Below are 16723 nucleotides of genomic sequence, written 5' to 3' on the forward strand. Positions count from 1 at the left end.
GCAGTTGTAACGATCAAACAGAAACTTGCAAACGATGGGTGACTATGCGGCAGCTTTTCCCAAGGCGACATAGGCTGCATGCTGGGACAGGAACACACTGCCTGTCAAATCCGAGATGAAATGCTGCTTTTTCAGACGGTCCATGACAGGGCCTTTGACCTCGGATAGGTGCAGTTTGATCCCCATGTCACGCAGCCGTGCGTTGATCGCTTCAAGCGATTCCAGCGCGCTAAAGTCGATCTCGTTGATGGCAGAGCACATCAGCACGACATGGCGCAGACAGGTATTGCCCACCAGCCGGTCGTAGATGCAATCCTCCAAGAACCGCGCGTTGGCGAAATACAGGCTCTCGTCGATGCGCAGGGTCAGCACCGTTGGGCAGGTCTCGACCTCATGGCGGTTGATATTGCGGAAGTGTTCGGTGCCCGGCACCAGCCCGACTTCGGCAATATGCGGTTTGGTGGTTTTATAGAGATGCAGAAAGATCGACAGCACCACCCCGCAGGTCACCCCCAGTTCGACCCCGCTGCCCAAGGTGATCAACATGGTCGACAGCACGGCAGCGAAATCTGATTTGGAATAGCCCCATGCCTTTTTCAGGATCGAGAAATCCACCAGCGTTAGCACGGCCACGATGATCGTCGCAGCCAAGGTCGCTTGCGGCAGAAAGAAGACCAGCGGTGTCAGCGCCAGTGCGGCCACGGCCAGCCCCACGGCGGTATAAGCCCCCGCCGCCGGTGTCTGCGCCCCTGCGTCAAAGTTCACCACAGACCGCGCAAACCCGCCCGTGACCGGATAGCCCCCCGTAAAGGCCGCGCCGATATTGGCCGCCCCCAGACCGATCAGCTCTTGATCCGGATTGATCCGCTGACGCCGTTTCGCGGCAAGCGTTTGCGCGACAGAGATGGATTCAACAAACCCGATGACAGAAATCAGAAAGGCTGGCAGCAGCAGGCTGCCCATCAGTTCGAACGACAGGTCCGGCAGCGTCAGCGGCGGCAGGCTTTGCGGCACGGCCCCCACGATCTTGACGCCCTGCCCCGCGAGATCAAAGGCCCAGACCGCCAATGTGGTGACAACCACCGCCGCCACGGGCCCCGCCTTGGTCGCCACATCCGCCGCCCGCGGCCCCACGCCGCGCGCGCGCAGGAAAGGTTTCAGCCCCTTGCGCACCCAGAACAGAAACAGCGTCGCGGACACACCAATCACCACCGTCGTCCCATTCACCGTGCCCAGATTGGCCCAGATCGACATCAGCAGCTCTGCCAGATTGCCGCCAGAGGCATCGATGCCCAGAATATGCTTGATCTGGCTGGCGGCGATGATCACGCCAGAGGCGGTGATAAAGCCCGAGATCACGGGGTGAGACAGGAAATTCGCCAGAAACCCCAGCTTGAAAACGCCCATCACCAGCAGCATCACCCCAGACAGCAAGGCCAGCGTCAGCGCGGCGACGGCATAGCCCATCGTCCCCTGATCGGCGATATTGCCCAAGGCGGCGGCTGTCATCAGCGACACCACCGCCACCGGCCCCACCGCCAACGCGCGGCTGGTGCCAAAGACGGCATAAAGCAGGATCGGCGCGATCGACGCATAGAGCCCCGCTTCGGGCGGCAGCCCCGCCAGCAGCGCATAGGCCAGCGATTGCGGGATCAACATGATCGTGACGATCACCGCCGCGATCAGATCATTGGACAAAGCCGCCCTGTCATAGTCGCGCCCCCAGTCGAGGACGGGCAGATAGCGGCGGGCAGCGGCAGCGATACGCACCTGATTACAACCCGTTCACCGGCACCTTGAGCATCAGGTTCCCGTCCTTGTCACGCGGCATATGCCCGGCACGCATGTTGACCTGAAGCGACGGGATGATCAGCTTCGGCATCGACAGCTGCGCGTCGCGTTCGGTGCGAAAGGCGATGAATTCCTCGCGCGTTTTGCCGCCGCCCACATGGATGTTATGCGCTTTCTCTTCGCCCACGGTGGTTTCCCACTGGATATCGCGCCCATTGGGACCGTAGTCATGACACATAAACAGACGCATGTCGTCCGGCAGGGACAAGACCTTCTGGATGCTATCATACAGCTCTCCGGCGTCGCCACCGGGGAAATCCGCGCGGGCAGAGCCACCGTCGGGCATGAACAGCGTATCGCCTGTGAAGGCAGCGTTGCCCATGACATGCACCATGCATGCGGGCGTGTGACCGGGGGTGTAGATAGCAAAACATTCCATGCCGCCGACGCGGTAGCGATCGCCATCCTTGAACAAGGCGTCGAACTGCGACCCGTCGCGCTGGAATTCCGTCCCCTCGTTGAACACTTTCCCAAAAGTGTCCTGCACGGTCATGATCTGCTCTCCGACGCCGATCTTGCCGCCCAGCTTTTGCTGGATATAGGGCGCGGCAGACAGGTGGTCGGCATGGACGTGTGTCTCGATGATCCACTCCAGCGCGAGCCCCTGCGCTTCGACCTCGGCGATGAGCTTGTCCGCGTGGTCATAGGTGATCCGTCCGGCGGCATAATCGATATCCATCACGGAATCGATGATCGCACAGGCGTTGGAGTTCGGGTCGCGCACGATATAGCTGATCGTATTGGTCACCGGATCAAAGTGGCCCGAGACGTCGGGGATGACATCCATATTCACGGGGTATTCAGTCATGGTCACCTGCTCCGTTTGCGCTTTTTCGCCCGACATCTGAAGCCTGCGCCCCGTCGTCGAGTCGAACACATTCATACTATGGAATTCTTTGTCAAGGAAGCGGATTGTGCTGCCCGACCGCCACAGCCGCCACGACAAAGCGTCCTGTGCCGCCTGCTCTACGCACAACAGCGGGAGCATTCAGAACCCGTCCAGCGCGCTTTGCGTGATCTCGTCCAGCAGGGCCTGCACCTCTTGCATAGGGCCGTCGGGGTAGGTCGGATACCCGACAGAGACCTCCCCATCGATGTCGGTGACAAATATGCTGTAGGGGCAATGGGCGATGTTCATCGGGTCCGCCTCCATCACCTTGCGCGACACCACGGCAGAGCAGAACAGAAACACGTCTGCCGCGCGAAAGATCTCGACATCGCTGCCGACGTCGCTGGCGGTACGGGCCAGCATCTCGCCTGTGTGGCTGACGTGGTCGATGACCAGCCCCTTGCCGACAATCGCGTTCTCGACCGCGAAGGTCGCATCGTCAAAGCTCCCGTCATAGGCGTAGGTCACGGCCTGATCCTGAGCCGCGAGCGGCGCGGCACAAAGGCAAAGTACTGCTGCAATCTGTAACGGTTTCATTCTTGGTCCTTTCACAAACGGGCGCGGGCCTATCCTATCACCCTCGCCGCGCGTCGCCAATCATGCGCGCCGTCACGGGGCCGGAAAGCTGTTGAGATAGGCGATCACCGCCTTGATCTCGGCATCGCTTTTCAAGCCGGAAAACCCCATCTTGGTACCCTTCATGAAGCTGCGCGGTGATGCCAGAAAGGCGTCCAGCGTCTGGGGTGTCCAGATCAGCCCATCCTCTGCCTGCGCCATCAGGGCGCGCGAGTATTTGAACCCCTCGACCCCACCGGCAGGCGCACCAACGATCCCGTTCAGGACCGGGCCCGCGCGGTTTTTGGCGCGTTTGCCCAACTGATGGCAGGCTTTGCATTTGCGGAACACCAACTCTCCATCGGCGAGCAATGCAGGGTCGGCAGCAGGCTCTGACACCGGCTCGACATCGGCGACGGGCGTTTCTTGCGGCTCAGTCGCGGGGGCGGCGTCCTTGGGTGTCACATCCAGCGACAGCGCGCGCATAGTAACGTTCACGCTTTCCTTGCAGTCCTCCATACACGGATCGACCTGCCAGCCCGGCAATTCCGTAGTGTCGCGGTCATCGCGGAGGAAACCGTCGGCATTGGGCATCTGGACCGCGGCGAAGTTATTTTTAGACAGGGTAAATTCCTCTGCCACCAGATCGTTGGAATAAAGGATATACGCCACGAGGGCATAGACCTCATCCGCCGTCAGCGTTCCTGCATCGCCATAGGGCATGGATCGGCGGATATAGTCGAAGCTTGTGGACAGATGCGGCCAATAGGACCCGACCGTCTTGACCGGATCGGCATCCGCCAGCGTGTCCTGCCCGCCCGCCAGCGCAGGCCAGTTCCCGCGGCCTTCGGCAAAGTCCCCGTGGCAAGCGGCGCATTTTTCGGTAAAAATCGCTTCGCCCGTCAGCACATCGCCCTGCCCCTCGGGCAGACCGCGCCCATCGGGCATCACGTCCACATCCCAGGCCGCGATCTCTTCCGGCAGCGCGGCGCGGCCCAGACCGAAGGGGGCCGACGCCAAGGGCAAAGCCGTGGCCGTGGCGATGACGCATACAGTAATGGTGTTAAGAAACTTCGACATTTTCAACGCTCCCGTCCGCGTGCAACCACCATGTCTGGATGCCGTTGTTGTGGTAGACAGAGTTCAGCCCCCGCACCGCGCGCAGTTGCGTTTTCGTCGGCTGGACATAGCCCGTGTCATCCATCGCACGCGATTGCAGCAGCATCTCTGTGCCGTCCCACTGCACATCTAGGTAAAAGCGGGTGAGCGCCATCGGCGTGCCCTTTTGGGCCAGTCGCGCGGTTTGCCAGCTTGCGCCACCATCGGTCGATACATCCACGCGGGTGATCGCACCGCGCCCCGACCATGCCAGCCCGGTGATCACCAAAGGCCCCGCCCCATGGGGCACCGGCGCTTGCGGGCTTGGTGCGGTGATGACGGATTTTGCGTCCATCGCCCACGTCCATTTGCGGCTGGTGCCATCGGCTAGCGTATCGGTGTATTTCGACGTTTCCTCGCGGCTTTCGACGGGCGCGTCCATGACCTCTATCCGGCGGAGCCATTTGACCCAGAGGTTGCCCTCCCACCCCGGCACGACCAGCCGCACGGGGTAGCCGTGTTCCTTGCGCAGCGCCTCGCCATTCGCTTTGAACGCGACAAGTACATCGTCGAGCGCCTTATCCATCGGGATCGACCGCCCGTTCGACGACGCATAGGCACCCTCGACATAGACCCATTTGCCCGCAGGGTCATAGCCGGCTTCCTCCAGCAGCAACCGCAGGGGCACGCCGGTGTATTCCATATTATGGATCATGCCATGGGTGAACTGTGCCCCGTTCAACTGCGCGCCGGCCCATTCCATACCCGAATTGGCGGCACATTCGCAGAAATATACGTGATTTTCGCGCGGGAAACGTTCCAGATCGGCGTAGGTGAACACCAGCGGGCGGTCCACCAGCCCGTTCACCATCAGGCGGTAATCCTGTTTCGACAGTTCGATCGCGCCCGAGTGATGTCGCTCAAGGGCGCAGCCCCGTCAGCCACGGCACATTGCGCCGCACCACGTCTTGCTCGAACCGGATCGGCAGACCGTAGGGCGTGACATCGACCCCATCGCCCAAGCCCCGCGCCCAGGGTTGCGGTTCAACGATCAAGGGACGGTCGAGTGCGCGGCAGCGCTACGGACCGCCATCGCCCCCAGTCCAGCAGTCGCCGCGCCACGCAAGAAGGCCCGTCTGTTCGCTGTCTTCCCGTGGTGCCATGGCCTTGGCTTTCATGCTGCCCTGTTACGCGCCCTTGACGATGACGCTGGTGTTGGGGTCCAGCGACACGCTGCCCTGCTTGCGGATGTGGCTTTCGACCACGTCCCAGATCGCGGGGCCCTCGGTGCCTTCGTTCACGCTGGCCCAGCCTGCAACCTGATACGTCTTGGCCGGATCGATACGTTCGCCGGTTTTCAGCAAGGTCAGTTCAGTGATGCGGCTGCCTTGGGGCTGGGTCACGTCAATGCGGTAGCCAAGCCCGCCTGTGCGCACCATGTCACCGCCCTGCTGGTAATAGGGGTTGGGGTTGAACAGGTTGTCGGCCACGTCTTCCAGCACGACATGCAGGAATTCACCCGTCATCTCGGTCCGGTAGGCTTCGGGGTAGGTCATGGAGGTGACGTTCCAGATATCCTCGCGCGTGATGTCCTGTCCCGGCAGGATCGACGGCCCCCACCGCACACCGGGGCTCAGCGCGATATCGGCCTCGCGCTCGGAAAGCAGCGCGTCGCAGATCACGTCATCCCAGGTGCCGTTGAAATTGCCGCGCCGGTACAGCAGCGTGTCTTCGGCGGTGGTGCCGATCACCTCTGTCAGCTGGTCAAGGTATGGCGCGCGTTGTGCGTCGATCAGCGCGGTCATCGCCGGATCAGGCGCAATCACGTCAGAGAAGATCGGGATCAGCTTGTGGCGGAACCCCATCATGCGGCCGTTGCGCACGTCCAGATCGACGCGGCTGACGAATTTGCCGTTCGACCCCGAGGCGACGATGATCGTCTCGCCCACCAGCACAGGCTCGGGCAGCGCGTCATGGGTGTGACCCGACAGGATCACGTCGATCCCCGTCACCACGCCCGCCATCTGCTTGTCCACATCAAAGCCGTTGTGGCTCAGGCAGACGACCAGTTCGGCCCCTTTGGCGCGGACCTCGTCCACCATTTCCTGCATGCGCTCGTCGCGGATACCGAACGAGTATTCGGGGAACATCCAGCCGGGGTTGGCGATGGGCATATAGGGGAAAGCCTGCCCGATCACCGCGACTTTAACGCCGCCTGTCTCGTAGAACTTGTAGGGCGGGAAAAGCTCTGTCGGTTCGTCCCATTCGGCGTCAAAGATGTTCTGCCCCAGGGCGGCAAAGGGCAGCCCCTCGACGATCTCCGCCACGCGGTCAGAGCCGAGCGTGAATTCCCAGTGAAAGGTCATCGCGTCGGGCTTGAGCGCATTCATCACGTTGACCATATCCTGACCTTGCGTGTGGTAGCAGGTGTAGCTGCCGTGCCAGGTGTCGCCGCCATCCAGCAGCAGCGCATCAGGCCGGTCCGCGCGGATCTGGTTGATCACACTCGCCACACGGTCCAGACCGCCCATCTTGCCATAGCCCTGCGCCAGCGCCGAAAAATCGTTATAGGTCAGCGCATAGGCCGAGGGGCTGCCGTCCGCGATCCCGTAAAGCTTGCGGAAATCCGCGCCGGTCAGATGCGGCACCTTCCCGCGGTTCTCGCCCACACCGATGTTGACCGAAGGTTCGCGGAAATAGATCGGTTTCAACTGCGCGTGAATGTCGGTCACGTGGATCAGGCTGACATTCCCGAAAGTGTCGAATTCAAGCAATTTATCCTGCGTCAACGCCTGCTGCGCGGCAAGCTTGCCCCAGTTGCCAAAGGACGACGCACCATACAAAGCCGTTACAGCCATGCTGGCCTGAAGGAAATCACGACGAGAGATCATAGATTGGCCTTTTCGACGCGCACTTCATATGCGCATATTTGAATAATAATATGATAAAAAGACCCGCCTCGCATCGGCGAAACGGGTCTTTTCAGGTTAGTTCCGGACAGAGGGCCCTTCGACCGACAGCCCGTTTCCGCGCGAGCCGACGTACAACTCAAGCGCGACAAACTCGGGGCTGCCGGGTGCAAAGGTCTCGGCACGGGTGTCGCGTACACAGCCTTTGAAACGGGCCTGCACCGCGTTCAGCTTGGTGTTTTTCAGACGGTAGGTCGGGAAGCCGTTGATCTGGCCCTGGCTCAGGTGGTCGGCACGGATCATGTTGCCATAATTGTCCTCGTGGCAATTGGCACAGGACAGTTCAAGCTGGCCGAAACGGGTATAGTAGATCTCTTTGCCCTGCTCCCATGTGGATTGGGCCGGACCGTCGATGGCGATGTTCACCGGCATCCCCCGCGAAACAGAGGAGATCAGCGCCGTCATGTTCACCATGTCGCCGCCAGTGTATTTCCACTTTTCCGCCCCCATGCGGTTCTCGCGGCAATCGTTGATCTGCATTTCCAGCGTGCGCACCTCGCCCGCGGATTCGACATACTTCGGATAAACCGGACGCACGCCTGCCATCTCGGCCGAGGCCCCGTGACAATCCGCGCAGGATTTACCCTCTGACCCGTCGGCGGTGTTCCAGACATCTTCGGCCTGTTCCACAAAAATCATGCCCGCGTTGTCGAAATCATCGGCCTGCATCGCGCGGGTCTCGGCACCGCGGAAAAGCCAGCCCGACATGACCTCGTCCAACGCGTCCGCCATATGCGCGGGGGCTTCAGTGCGGGTCACGATGTCGATCTCTCCGTTGATCACCAGCGTATCATCCGCGGGATCGGCGAAGGCCCCCGTCGACATCAGCGCCGCAGCAAGGCACGCGCCCAGACCTTTTGTGAAATTGCTCATTCCTGTTCCTCCCAAGGATGCGGACGCTTAGCTGATCGTGATGTCTTTGGTTTCCTCGTAGACATCGCCGTCATCGTCATACCACGTGAAGGTGAATGTCCCCGCTTCGGGCACGGTAGCGTCGAATTCGAAATACGGGTTGGTCGAGATCGCGGGCTCCAGCACGACATCGATCACATTCTCGCCGTTAAAATCGCAGGTGAAACGGTTGATGATCGACCGCGGGATCGTGTTGCCGTCCCCGTCCTTGCGCTGGCCGGATTCCATCTTGTGGCTGATCAGGGTCTTGATCGTGATGGTTTCGCCAGCCGCTGCTGACTTGGGGACTTTGACGCGGGGTTTTACACCAGATGCCATGTTATTCTTCCTTTCGCCTTAGCCGCCGCAGCCGCCGATTGTTACTTTGACAGTGCTGGTCGCCTTGGCGAAAGAGCCGTCGGCCAGCTTGGCGATGGCCACCACATCCTGCGTGCCCGCCAAGCGGATGCGGGTGGAGGCGTGCTGCGTTGCTGCCAGCGGGCCGAACTTGAAGTTCGCCACAGGCGGCGTGGGGTTACCAAGCGCCAGCACCATGATTTCAGTGGCACCGGGGGCGTCGACCTCGATCGGGACGGTATTGCCGTTTTCCGCAATCTCGGGGGCGGTCAGGGTTACGCCGGTATCAGCCATCTCTGCACCGCCGGTGAAGGCAGCAATCGCGTCATCCCCGGCAGCGGCCACGGCCAGCTTGGGCAGGGACAGTGCGGCAAAGGCACCTGCCCCCATCGCAATCGCACTACGTCGTGTAAATTCCATTATCATCACTCCTGGTCAGATCCCGCGCGGTGGGGTTCTTAGTCTTTCAACGTGGCAAGATAGGCCACGACATCCTCGATCTGCTGGGCGGCCAGAATAGGCCCCAGCGTGTCGTCGGCCGCCTTGCCGGTATAGCCCTTGCCCGGACGGGTATAGCCGCTGTCCTTGTAGAACGCGGGCATCATCGTCCCCTCGAACAGCATCTTCGCGTTGGCGACGATGCCGCGCAATTCAGCCTCGGTCCAGCGGCCCCCCGCGCCATCCAGCATCGGGCCGATTTCGCCCTGGAACGGGATATCGGGCAAAGCGCTGACCTGATGGCAGGCGACGCAGTTGCCAAGCTTTTTGCTGCCCACGATCTTGGCCCCCTCTTCGGGGTTGCCGGGGGTGCCGGTCAGCGATTGTTCAACCGCGCCATACTCATCATAGACCACGTCACCGGGGGCCACGTCGGCCGCATGCGCCGCCGCAGCAAAGCCGACAGAGGCCACTAGGGCAAATACGGAAACTTTCATGCGTCCTCCCACAGACATTCCTTTTCAAAAGCCTACCCCCCGCGCCAAAATGACGCAACTATAAATTCATCTTATTGAATTTTTTATTGCAGCACGGCATTTAGCGGATCCTCGCCGCTATTCCTCCTCTTCAACGAGCATACGCGCGTGATATTTCTGGAACGTCTCGTCCCCTTCATATCCCTTTTCGACGATCCATTTCATCATGTGAAAGGTCGTCGCCGGACCAAAAGCACCAGGCACCGTCGCGACCGCCGCTTCAACGGCCGTCTGCCCTTCCTCTACGGTCTGGGGGAAATACATCAGCGTCGGCGTGAACATCTGACGCCATTTGCGCACCATGTCCTTCTCGGGCAATGTCTCTCCGTCAAAGTCGGTGACCTCGACATCGCCGAACATGTTGATCTGCACGACAAAGAAGTTCTCGCGCAGGTAGGCATCGATCTTGGGCAGGGGGAAAACCTCTTCGTGCATCTTGTTGCAGTAGATGCAGCCGCGCTGTTCGATGATGACCATCAGCCGCTTGCCCTCGTCTGTCGCCTCGGCCAGATCGTCGCGCAGATCTTTGAAGGTCTCGCGCATCCAGGCGGTCTTGTGCAAACCATCATCACCCAATGTCGCGGCACTGCCCGCAGTCACCATACAAGCGACAGCCGCCAGCGCGGCCAAAGCGTTTCGGATCATCTTCATCAAAAGTCCCTCCGGTTATTAGCCAATGGCGCTGAAAACAGGGAAGGTTTCAAGCATCCACTGCGCAATATAGTTGATCGAGTTGGTGGCGATCAGCAGGCCAAAGACAATCAGCAGAACCCCCATCGCCTTTTCTACCGTGCCCAGATGTTGCCGGAACCCCGCCATCCAGCGCATGAACGGCCCGATGAACAGCGCCGCCAGCACGAAAGGCGCGGTCATGCCCACGCCGTAGGTCAGCAGCAACAGCGCACCCGAGCCCGCCGTCTCGGCCCCCGCGGCGGTGAACAGGATCGCCGCAAGCACCGGCCCGACGCAAGGCGTCCAACCAAAGGCAAAGGCCAGCCCGATCACATAGGCCCCCAGAAAACTGGTTGCCGTCGTGTTCCCCGCATCCGCACGAAACTGGCGATATAGAAACCCGATACGGATCACGCCCAGAAAATGCAGGCCCATCGCAATGATAACAGCCGCAGCGACCCATCGCAAAATATCGAAATAGTCCCGCACGATCTGGCCAAAGGTCGTGGCCACCGCCCCCAGCCCGACAAAGATCGTGATCACCCCCGCCGCAAAGAACAGCGCCGCGATGACCGCACGCCGGCGCACGGCGGCATCCACCGGCCCGTCCGACGTGATCTGGTTCATGCCCACGCCCGCCAGATAGCTCAGATAAAAGGGCACGATCGGCAGGATGCAGGGCGACAAAAAGGACAAAAGCCCGGCAAACGCCGCGCCCAGAAAGGTGATTTCAAGCATGCAGGTTGCCTTTCTCTTGTACCATTCACATATTCACATTAAGTATTTTGAAATCAACAGGTGAATTTCCTATGCGGTTGCGCACTGCTTTCTTGTCTCTCTCGGTGGCCGCAGGCCTTGCGGTTTCCCCTGTGGTCGCAGCGGCCCAGACCACGCTGATCATGGTCGAGGAACAGGGCTGCGTGTGGTGTGCCCGTTGGAATGAGCAGATCGCCCCGATCTATCCAAAGACTCAAGCGGGCAAGGCAGCCCCGCTGCGCCGCGTTGATATCAACGATGACAAACCCGCCGATCTGCACTTTGCCCGCGGCCTGCATTACACGCCGACGTTCGTGTTGATGGTCGACGGCCATGAGGTGTCGCGCATCGAAGGCTACCCGGGCGAAGATTTCTTTTGGGGCGTTCTGGAAAAAATGCTATCCGACGCCAAATTGATGCCAGACCCCGCCAAAAGCTAGCGCCCCTTGCGATATGCGCACGCCAATCCCCTTTATTCAGCCAAGGATGTTAACCAGTGGGTAACCCCGGTTCCGACACAGAAATGAGCCAAGCCGATCGGGACCGTATGGCCGAAAACGCCGCACGTGCCTCTAACTTCCTCAAGGCAATCAGCCACGAGGGGCGGTTGATGATCCTGTGTCACCTCTCTGCAGGCGAAAAATCCGTCACCGAGCTGGAAGAGCTGCTGTCCGCCCGTCAGGCGGCGGTATCCCAACAGCTGTCACGCTTGCGACTTGAAGGCCTGGTAACGCCGCGCCGCGACGGCAAGACGATCTATTACAGGCTGGCCGATGACCGTCCGCAAAAGATCATGGAAGTCGTCTATGATATGTTCTGCAAACCGGACAGCGACGCGTAAACGCGGCTCAGACCTGCTCCAGATACGTCAGCAGCCGCGCTTCCGAGGCGAATAGCCCGGTCTTGCGCCCGACCTTGATCTCGGGCGGCGCTTCGCCCGCCAGATCGATCACCGCCGGATGGATATAGCTGTTGCGCGCCACGGTCGGCGTATTGCTTAGCTGTGCGGCAGCGGCTTCGGCCAATTGCTTGATGGTGGCCTGTCCCTTCTCGGCGGCCTCGAAGGCAGCAACGGTGCCCGCCCATGTGCGGAACGTCTTGGCGGTAAAGTCGTCGCACCCCGTTGCTTCGGCGATATAGGCGTTCAGTCCGGCTGAGTTCAACTGATGCACCTCGCCCTGCGCATCGGCCCATGTCAGCAGCTCCGCCCCCGGCAGATCGTTAATTTTCTCCAGCGTTTTGGCCAGCGTCCGGTCATTGATCTGCCGCCGCACCTTCTTGCCGCCCTTGGCCGTATAACGCAGCCGGATCACATTCCCGTCGAGTTTGACATGGCGCGACCGCAGGGTCAGCGTGCCATAGCTGCCATTCTCGCGCGTGTAGTCCGGATTTCCCACCCGCAGCGACGCGCGGTCGATCAGCGTGACGGCGCTGGCCAAGGCAAAGCTGCGCTCGCCTGCCTGCTGATCGAGATCGCGGGCGACAAAGCGGCGCAGACACGGCAAAGCATGCGCAAAATCCACCAGGCTCGCGAATTTCGTCTCTGCCTGCGCCTCTGACCATTTTTCGTGATAGCGATATTGTTTGCGATTGCGGGTGTCGCGCCCCGTGGCCAGCAAATGCCCGTTCACCAAAGGCGTCATCCACACGTCTTCATAGGCGGGCGGCACCGCCATCGCTTCCAGCCGCGCGCGCTCTTCTCCGCGAGCAATGGTTGTGCCGTCCGGTGCCTTATAGGTAAACCCGCGCCCGCGCCGCTGACGCGAAATGCCGGGGCGGTCATCGCCATAATAGGTCAGCCCCGCGCCGCCCATATGTCAGGCGGCCTCGACTTCCGACGACAGCTTGAGCACCTCATCCCCATCGTCTTGCTCGATCAACAGCGCCGGATCATCATCGGACCCGTTGCGCGTGACTTCGGACCCTTTGAACGTACGGGTCACACTTTTGGTAAAGCGTTCTGTCACCTTGCCACTGGCAGTGCCCTGCCCCCAGTCCCATTTGACCTTGGTGCCCTTGGATATGCCTGACATCGTCGTCCCCTCTGCACTGTTTGGTGTGAAAGGATAACGACCTATGCCCGAAACGGGTTCCCTCCGGTCAGACCCGCCAGCGCAGCACGCGGGTTTCGATGGCGGCAATCACGGCGCTCACGCAAACCCCAAGCACCGACAGGATCACGACACCCGCAAACAGACGTTCAAGATCATAAAGACTGCCGGCCTCAAGGATATAAGCCCCGATGCCATATTCCGCGCCCAGCATTTCAGCGGCCACCAACAGGATGATTGCAATCGCCAAAGAGATGCGCAGCCCCGACAGAATGCCCGGCATCGCCCCCGGCAGTACGATCTTGCGCACGATCGACCACCACGACAGACCAAAGCTCTGCCCCATGCGGATCAATCCGCGGTCCACGTTGTCCACCGCCGCATAGGTCGCCACGACCGTCGGCGTGAACGTCCCAAAGGCGATCAGCGCGTATTTACTGCCCTCGTCAATGCCGAACCAGATCACGAATAACGGCAGGAGCGCGATCTTGGGGATCGGGAACAGCGCCGCAACCAGGGGCACCAGCCCGGCACGCACATAGCTGAACAGCCCGATCAACACCCCGACGCCGACACCAACCAAAGCCCCAAGCGTCGCCCCCACAGCCAAGCGGCTGAGCGAGGGGGCCAGATGTTTGAACAGCATCCCCGATTGCCACAGCTCGACAAAGGTCATCGCCACATCCGAGGGGCGCGGCAACGTCAGGTTAGAGATAAAGCCGCTGCGCGTGCCCCATTCGGCCAGTAGGATCAGCAGGACAAAGACCAAGACCCCCATGCCCCGTCGTTGCTTGGGGGCGAAACCGCCACCGCGAAAGACGACGGGGCGGCTGTTTGTATGTGCTGCATCAGACATGGATCAACTCCGCATCGGCGGCGGCGGCTTCTTCGCGCATCAGCCCCCACAAATGTTGTTGTTGCGCCTCGAGGGCGGCATCGCCATAGGCACGCTCTGCCAGCGGGGTGGTCAGCTCGACCACTTCGCGGATCTGCCCGGGGCGGCGAGATAGCACCACGATCCTGTGCCCCAGCCGCACGGCCTCTGCTAGATTGTGGGTGACATAGACGGCGGTAAAGGGCTGGCGGGTCCACAGGTTGATCAGATCGTCCATCAACAGCTCGCGCGTCTGGCTGTCCAGCGCGCTCAGCGGTTCGTCCATCAACATCACCGCAGGGTTCACTGCCAAGGCGCGTGCAATGGCCACCCGCTGTTTCATCCCGCCCGACAGCTGTTTGGGCAGGGCATCGGCAAACTCGGTCAGCTTGGTACGGGCCAGCACATCGTCGATGATTTGCGCCCGCGCGGCGGCGTCCAGACCATGATCCTCCAGCACCAGCGCCACATTGCCGCGCACGCTGCGCCAGGGCAGCAAGGCGAAATCCTGAAACACGTAGGTAAGCGGGTTCAGACAGCCGGCTGGGGGCGTGCCCAGTTGCAGCACCTGACCCGAAGTCGGCTGCTCCAGCCCGCCCAGCATCCGCAGCAGGGTCGACTTGCCACAGCCCGAAGGCCCGACGATGCAGACAATCTGCCCTGACGGGATATCAAGGTTGATATCGCGCAGCACTTCGGTCTCGCCATAGGTATGGCTGACCCCCGCTAACCTAAGATCCATGAGAAACGTCCTGAAATATCAAAGGCCGGGCAAAGCCTGCCCGACCTGTCGTTGGTATAGATGGCGCGATCAGGCGCCGATGGTGTCGACGAAAGACGTGTCGATCAACGTCTCAAGCGTGATATCCGCATCCACCAGCCCCTCGGACTGGAACCAGCTCAGCTGGTCACGCACAGAGGCGACGTTCAACGCGGCCCCCTCGTTCAGACGCATGGTGCCGTTGACAATCCCCGGCGTCGCGGCCTCGAGCGTTTTATCGGTGTAGACATAGTTGTGGATCAGCTTGACCATCTCGGCCACGCCTTCCGCGCCGGCGGTCTGTTCGATCATCGCCGCGTTATAGTCAGCCGCCCCCTTTGCATAGGCCGCAAGGTAATCCTGCGTCTGCTGCTTTTCCTCACGCGCGTTCTTGGTCGAGGTAAAGACCGTGGTGACCTGATAGTCGGGCAGATAATCGGAGACGTTCCCGATGATATGCACGGCACCCGAGCCCGCCAGTGGCTTGGCGATATGGGGCACGATGGACCAGCCATCAATCTGGCCGGTCTTCAGCGCGCCGATGATGGCACCCACCTTCTGCAACGGCTTGAACGACAGCTCGATCCCCTCGGCCTGCGCCATCTTTGACCCCATATAATGGAACGACGATCCCGCCGTGGTCATGCCAAAGCTCTTCCCGTCCAGCATCGCAGGCGCGGTCACACCCGCCTGATAGGCCGCGTCCGAGGCCAGAAACTTCTGCCCGTCAATGCCCTTCTCTTCAGACAAGGCACCGCCGATCACCTTGATCGCACCCTTATCCGCCAGCGACACCAGCCCGCCCGAAATCGCGGTCACGGCATAGTCGACATCCCCGCTGGCAATCGCCACGGCCATCGGCTGCGCGGCCTGAAAGAACTTGAGCTCGACATCCAGACCGGCCTGTTTGAAATACTCGCGCTGATAGGCCACGAATGTGCCGGAATGGCTGGTAAAGCGCAGCGCGCCGAGGGTGATCTTTTTGCCCTGCGCAACAGCCGGTGCAGCAAGCCCGACCGCGGCAGCGGCCCCCATGGTCGCCAATGTCTGGCGGCGGTTGAATGTGGTCATGATATCCTCCCCTTGAATTTGCGCGCACAATGGGTCGTGGCATGACGTAGTGTCAAGCGCACGCCCCCGAAAACCACCCTCAAGAACGAAGCGTCACTGCCTGCGGTACCCAGCCTCGCCCGCTTCCAAATGGCCTTAAATCCTCGCCGAAGGCTCCCCAGATTGCCAGCGCGCGCGACATTGCCTATATGGGCGTCACCGCTGCATCAGCCCCCTCCCTTTCACAAAAGGCCCGATCCCATGACCTTCGACCGTTCGATCAAAATCGCCCCCTCCATCCTTGCTGCCGACTTTGCCAATTTCGGGGCAGAGTGCGAAGCCATCGAAGCGCAGGGCGCGGACTGGGTACATGTCGATGTAATGGACGGGCATTTCGTCCCGAACATCAGCTTTGGCCCGACCACCTGCGCCGCGATCCGCCCCCATATCAAGGGCGTGATGGACGTGCATCTGATGATCGCACCCGTGGATCCCTACATTGATGCCTTTGCCAAAGCCGGTGCCGATGTGATCACGGCCCATGTCGAAGCCGGCCCCCATATCCACCGCACGCTGCAAGCGATCCGCGGTGCCGGTGCCAAAGCCGGTGTCGCGCTGAGCCCCGGCACGCCTGCCGCAGCGGTAGAGCATCTGCTGGACGTTGCCGATCTGGTCTGTGTGATGACCGTGAACCCCGGTTTCGGCGGGCAGAAGTTCATCGATATGAGCGACAAGATCCGCACCCTGCGCGCGATGATCGGCGACCGTCCGGTGCATATCGAAATTGACGGTGGTGTGGACGTCAACACCGCTTCCAGCGTGGCGCAGGCGGGGGCTGATGTGCTGGTCGCAGGCTCCGCGGTGTTCCGTGGCGGGTCTGTCAGCAACCCTGCCCCCTACGGCGAAAACATCCGCGCGATCCGCGCCGCTGCCGAAGGCGTCTACGTCTAAGCGCCAGCCGCACACCAGCGACAAA

Annotated in this window: 19 protein-coding genes and 1 pseudogene; 3 read left to right on the plus strand and 17 right to left on the minus strand. The window is 61.0% G+C overall.

Annotated elements, in window-relative coordinates; genetic code table 11:
* Positions 1 to 42: 42 nt before the first annotated feature.
* From B3849_RS16185 to B3849_RS16240, 12 genes and pseudogenes are all read right to left on the minus strand, one after another.
* The gene (locus B3849_RS16185; RefSeq protein ID WP_278425105.1) at positions 43 to 1770 is read right to left on the minus strand and encodes a SulP family inorganic anion transporter; all 1728 of its coding nucleotides are present in this window, start codon (positions 1768 to 1770) and stop codon (positions 43 to 45) included.
* 4 nt (positions 1771 to 1774) lie between these two features.
* Positions 1775 to 2659 (minus strand): MBL fold metallo-hydrolase, encoded by an 885-nt coding sequence (locus B3849_RS16190; RefSeq protein ID WP_051577563.1) that lies wholly within the window; start codon positions 2657 to 2659, stop codon positions 1775 to 1777.
* A gap of 180 nt (positions 2660 to 2839) precedes the next feature.
* Positions 2840 to 3277, minus strand: a complete 438-nt coding sequence (locus B3849_RS16195) for a DUF302 domain-containing protein (RefSeq protein WP_278425103.1) — start codon at positions 3275 to 3277, stop codon at positions 2840 to 2842.
* A 72-nt stretch (positions 3278 to 3349) separates the two neighbouring features.
* Positions 3350 to 4375, minus strand: coding sequence for a c-type cytochrome (locus B3849_RS16200; protein ID WP_278425102.1), 1026 nt, complete (start codon positions 4373 to 4375; stop codon positions 3350 to 3352).
* Positions 4359 to 5486, minus strand: a pseudogene (gene soxC, locus B3849_RS16205) (sulfite dehydrogenase). Before soxC ends, B3849_RS16200 begins: the two are co-directional and overlap by 17 nt.
* Positions 5487 to 5580: 94 nt before the next feature.
* The gene (gene soxB, locus B3849_RS16210) at positions 5581 to 7284 is read right to left on the minus strand and encodes a thiosulfohydrolase SoxB (protein ID WP_278425100.1); all 1704 of its coding nucleotides are present in this window, start codon (positions 7282 to 7284) and stop codon (positions 5581 to 5583) included.
* A 96-nt stretch (positions 7285 to 7380) separates the two neighbouring features.
* The gene (gene soxA / locus B3849_RS16215; RefSeq protein WP_278375508.1) at positions 7381 to 8235 is read right to left on the minus strand and encodes a sulfur oxidation c-type cytochrome SoxA; all 855 of its coding nucleotides are present in this window, start codon (positions 8233 to 8235) and stop codon (positions 7381 to 7383) included.
* Between the two features lie 27 nt (positions 8236 to 8262).
* Positions 8263 to 8592: a thiosulfate oxidation carrier complex protein SoxZ gene (gene soxZ / locus B3849_RS16220; RefSeq protein ID WP_278425099.1), complete on the minus strand. Its 330-nt coding sequence runs from the start codon at positions 8590 to 8592 to the stop codon at positions 8263 to 8265.
* Positions 8593 to 8610: 18 nt separating this feature from the next.
* A complete protein-coding gene (soxY, locus tag B3849_RS16225) occupies positions 8611 to 9030 on the minus strand; it encodes a thiosulfate oxidation carrier protein SoxY (RefSeq protein ID WP_278425098.1) in 420 nt (139 codons plus the stop codon).
* A gap of 38 nt (positions 9031 to 9068) precedes the next feature.
* Complete coding sequence (gene soxX / locus B3849_RS16230; RefSeq protein ID WP_278425097.1) at positions 9069 to 9545, minus strand: sulfur oxidation c-type cytochrome SoxX; 477 nt, start codon at positions 9543 to 9545, stop codon at positions 9069 to 9071.
* Between the two features lie 117 nt (positions 9546 to 9662).
* Positions 9663 to 10235, minus strand: coding sequence for a thioredoxin family protein (locus B3849_RS16235; RefSeq protein ID WP_278425095.1), 573 nt, complete (start codon positions 10233 to 10235; stop codon positions 9663 to 9665).
* A gap of 18 nt (positions 10236 to 10253) precedes the next feature.
* Positions 10254 to 10994: a cytochrome c biogenesis CcdA family protein gene (locus tag B3849_RS16240; protein ID WP_037963484.1), complete on the minus strand. Its 741-nt coding sequence runs from the start codon at positions 10992 to 10994 to the stop codon at positions 10254 to 10256.
* Positions 10995 to 11065: 71 nt separating this feature from the next.
* On the opposite strand from B3849_RS16240, the gene B3849_RS16245 reads away from it, so the two are divergent.
* Positions 11066 to 11452 carry a hypothetical protein gene (locus B3849_RS16245; RefSeq protein ID WP_286780437.1) on the plus strand — a complete coding sequence of 129 codons (387 nt, stop codon included), beginning with the start codon at positions 11066 to 11068 and terminating at the stop codon, positions 11450 to 11452.
* Positions 11453 to 11535: 83 nt separating this feature from the next.
* Positions 11536 to 11853 carry an ArsR/SmtB family transcription factor gene (locus tag B3849_RS16250; RefSeq protein ID WP_037963674.1) on the plus strand — a complete coding sequence of 106 codons (318 nt, stop codon included), beginning with the start codon at positions 11536 to 11538 and terminating at the stop codon, positions 11851 to 11853.
* 7 nt (positions 11854 to 11860) lie between these two features.
* Here B3849_RS16250 and B3849_RS16255 read toward each other — a convergent pair whose 3' ends face one another.
* From B3849_RS16255 to B3849_RS16275, 5 genes are all read right to left on the minus strand, one after another.
* Positions 11861 to 12826, minus strand: coding sequence for a DNA topoisomerase IB (locus B3849_RS16255; RefSeq protein ID WP_278425090.1), 966 nt, complete (start codon positions 12824 to 12826; stop codon positions 11861 to 11863).
* Positions 12827 to 12829: 3 nt separating this feature from the next.
* The gene (locus B3849_RS16260) at positions 12830 to 13045 is read right to left on the minus strand and encodes a DUF2945 domain-containing protein (RefSeq protein ID WP_005851951.1); all 216 of its coding nucleotides are present in this window, start codon (positions 13043 to 13045) and stop codon (positions 12830 to 12832) included.
* A 67-nt stretch (positions 13046 to 13112) separates the two neighbouring features.
* Positions 13113 to 13919: an ABC transporter permease gene (locus tag B3849_RS16265; RefSeq protein WP_278425089.1), complete on the minus strand. Its 807-nt coding sequence runs from the start codon at positions 13917 to 13919 to the stop codon at positions 13113 to 13115.
* Complete coding sequence (locus tag B3849_RS16270; protein ID WP_278425087.1) at positions 13912 to 14679, minus strand: ABC transporter ATP-binding protein; 768 nt, start codon at positions 14677 to 14679, stop codon at positions 13912 to 13914. The genes B3849_RS16265 and B3849_RS16270 overlap by 8 nt, the downstream gene beginning before the upstream one ends.
* Positions 14680 to 14748: 69 nt before the next feature.
* Positions 14749 to 15768: an ABC transporter substrate-binding protein gene (locus B3849_RS16275; RefSeq protein ID WP_278425085.1), complete on the minus strand. Its 1020-nt coding sequence runs from the start codon at positions 15766 to 15768 to the stop codon at positions 14749 to 14751.
* Positions 15769 to 16008: 240 nt separating this feature from the next.
* On the opposite strand from B3849_RS16275, the gene rpe reads away from it, so the two are divergent.
* Positions 16009 to 16698: a ribulose-phosphate 3-epimerase gene (gene rpe / locus B3849_RS16280; protein ID WP_278425083.1), complete on the plus strand. Its 690-nt coding sequence runs from the start codon at positions 16009 to 16011 to the stop codon at positions 16696 to 16698.
* Positions 16699 to 16723 lie beyond the last annotated feature (25 nt).

The sequence above is a fragment of the Sulfitobacter sp. UBA4523 genome (assembly GCF_002388305.1).
In the GTDB taxonomy this organism is placed as follows: Bacteria; Pseudomonadota; Alphaproteobacteria; order Rhodobacterales; family Rhodobacteraceae; genus Sulfitobacter; species Sulfitobacter pontiacus.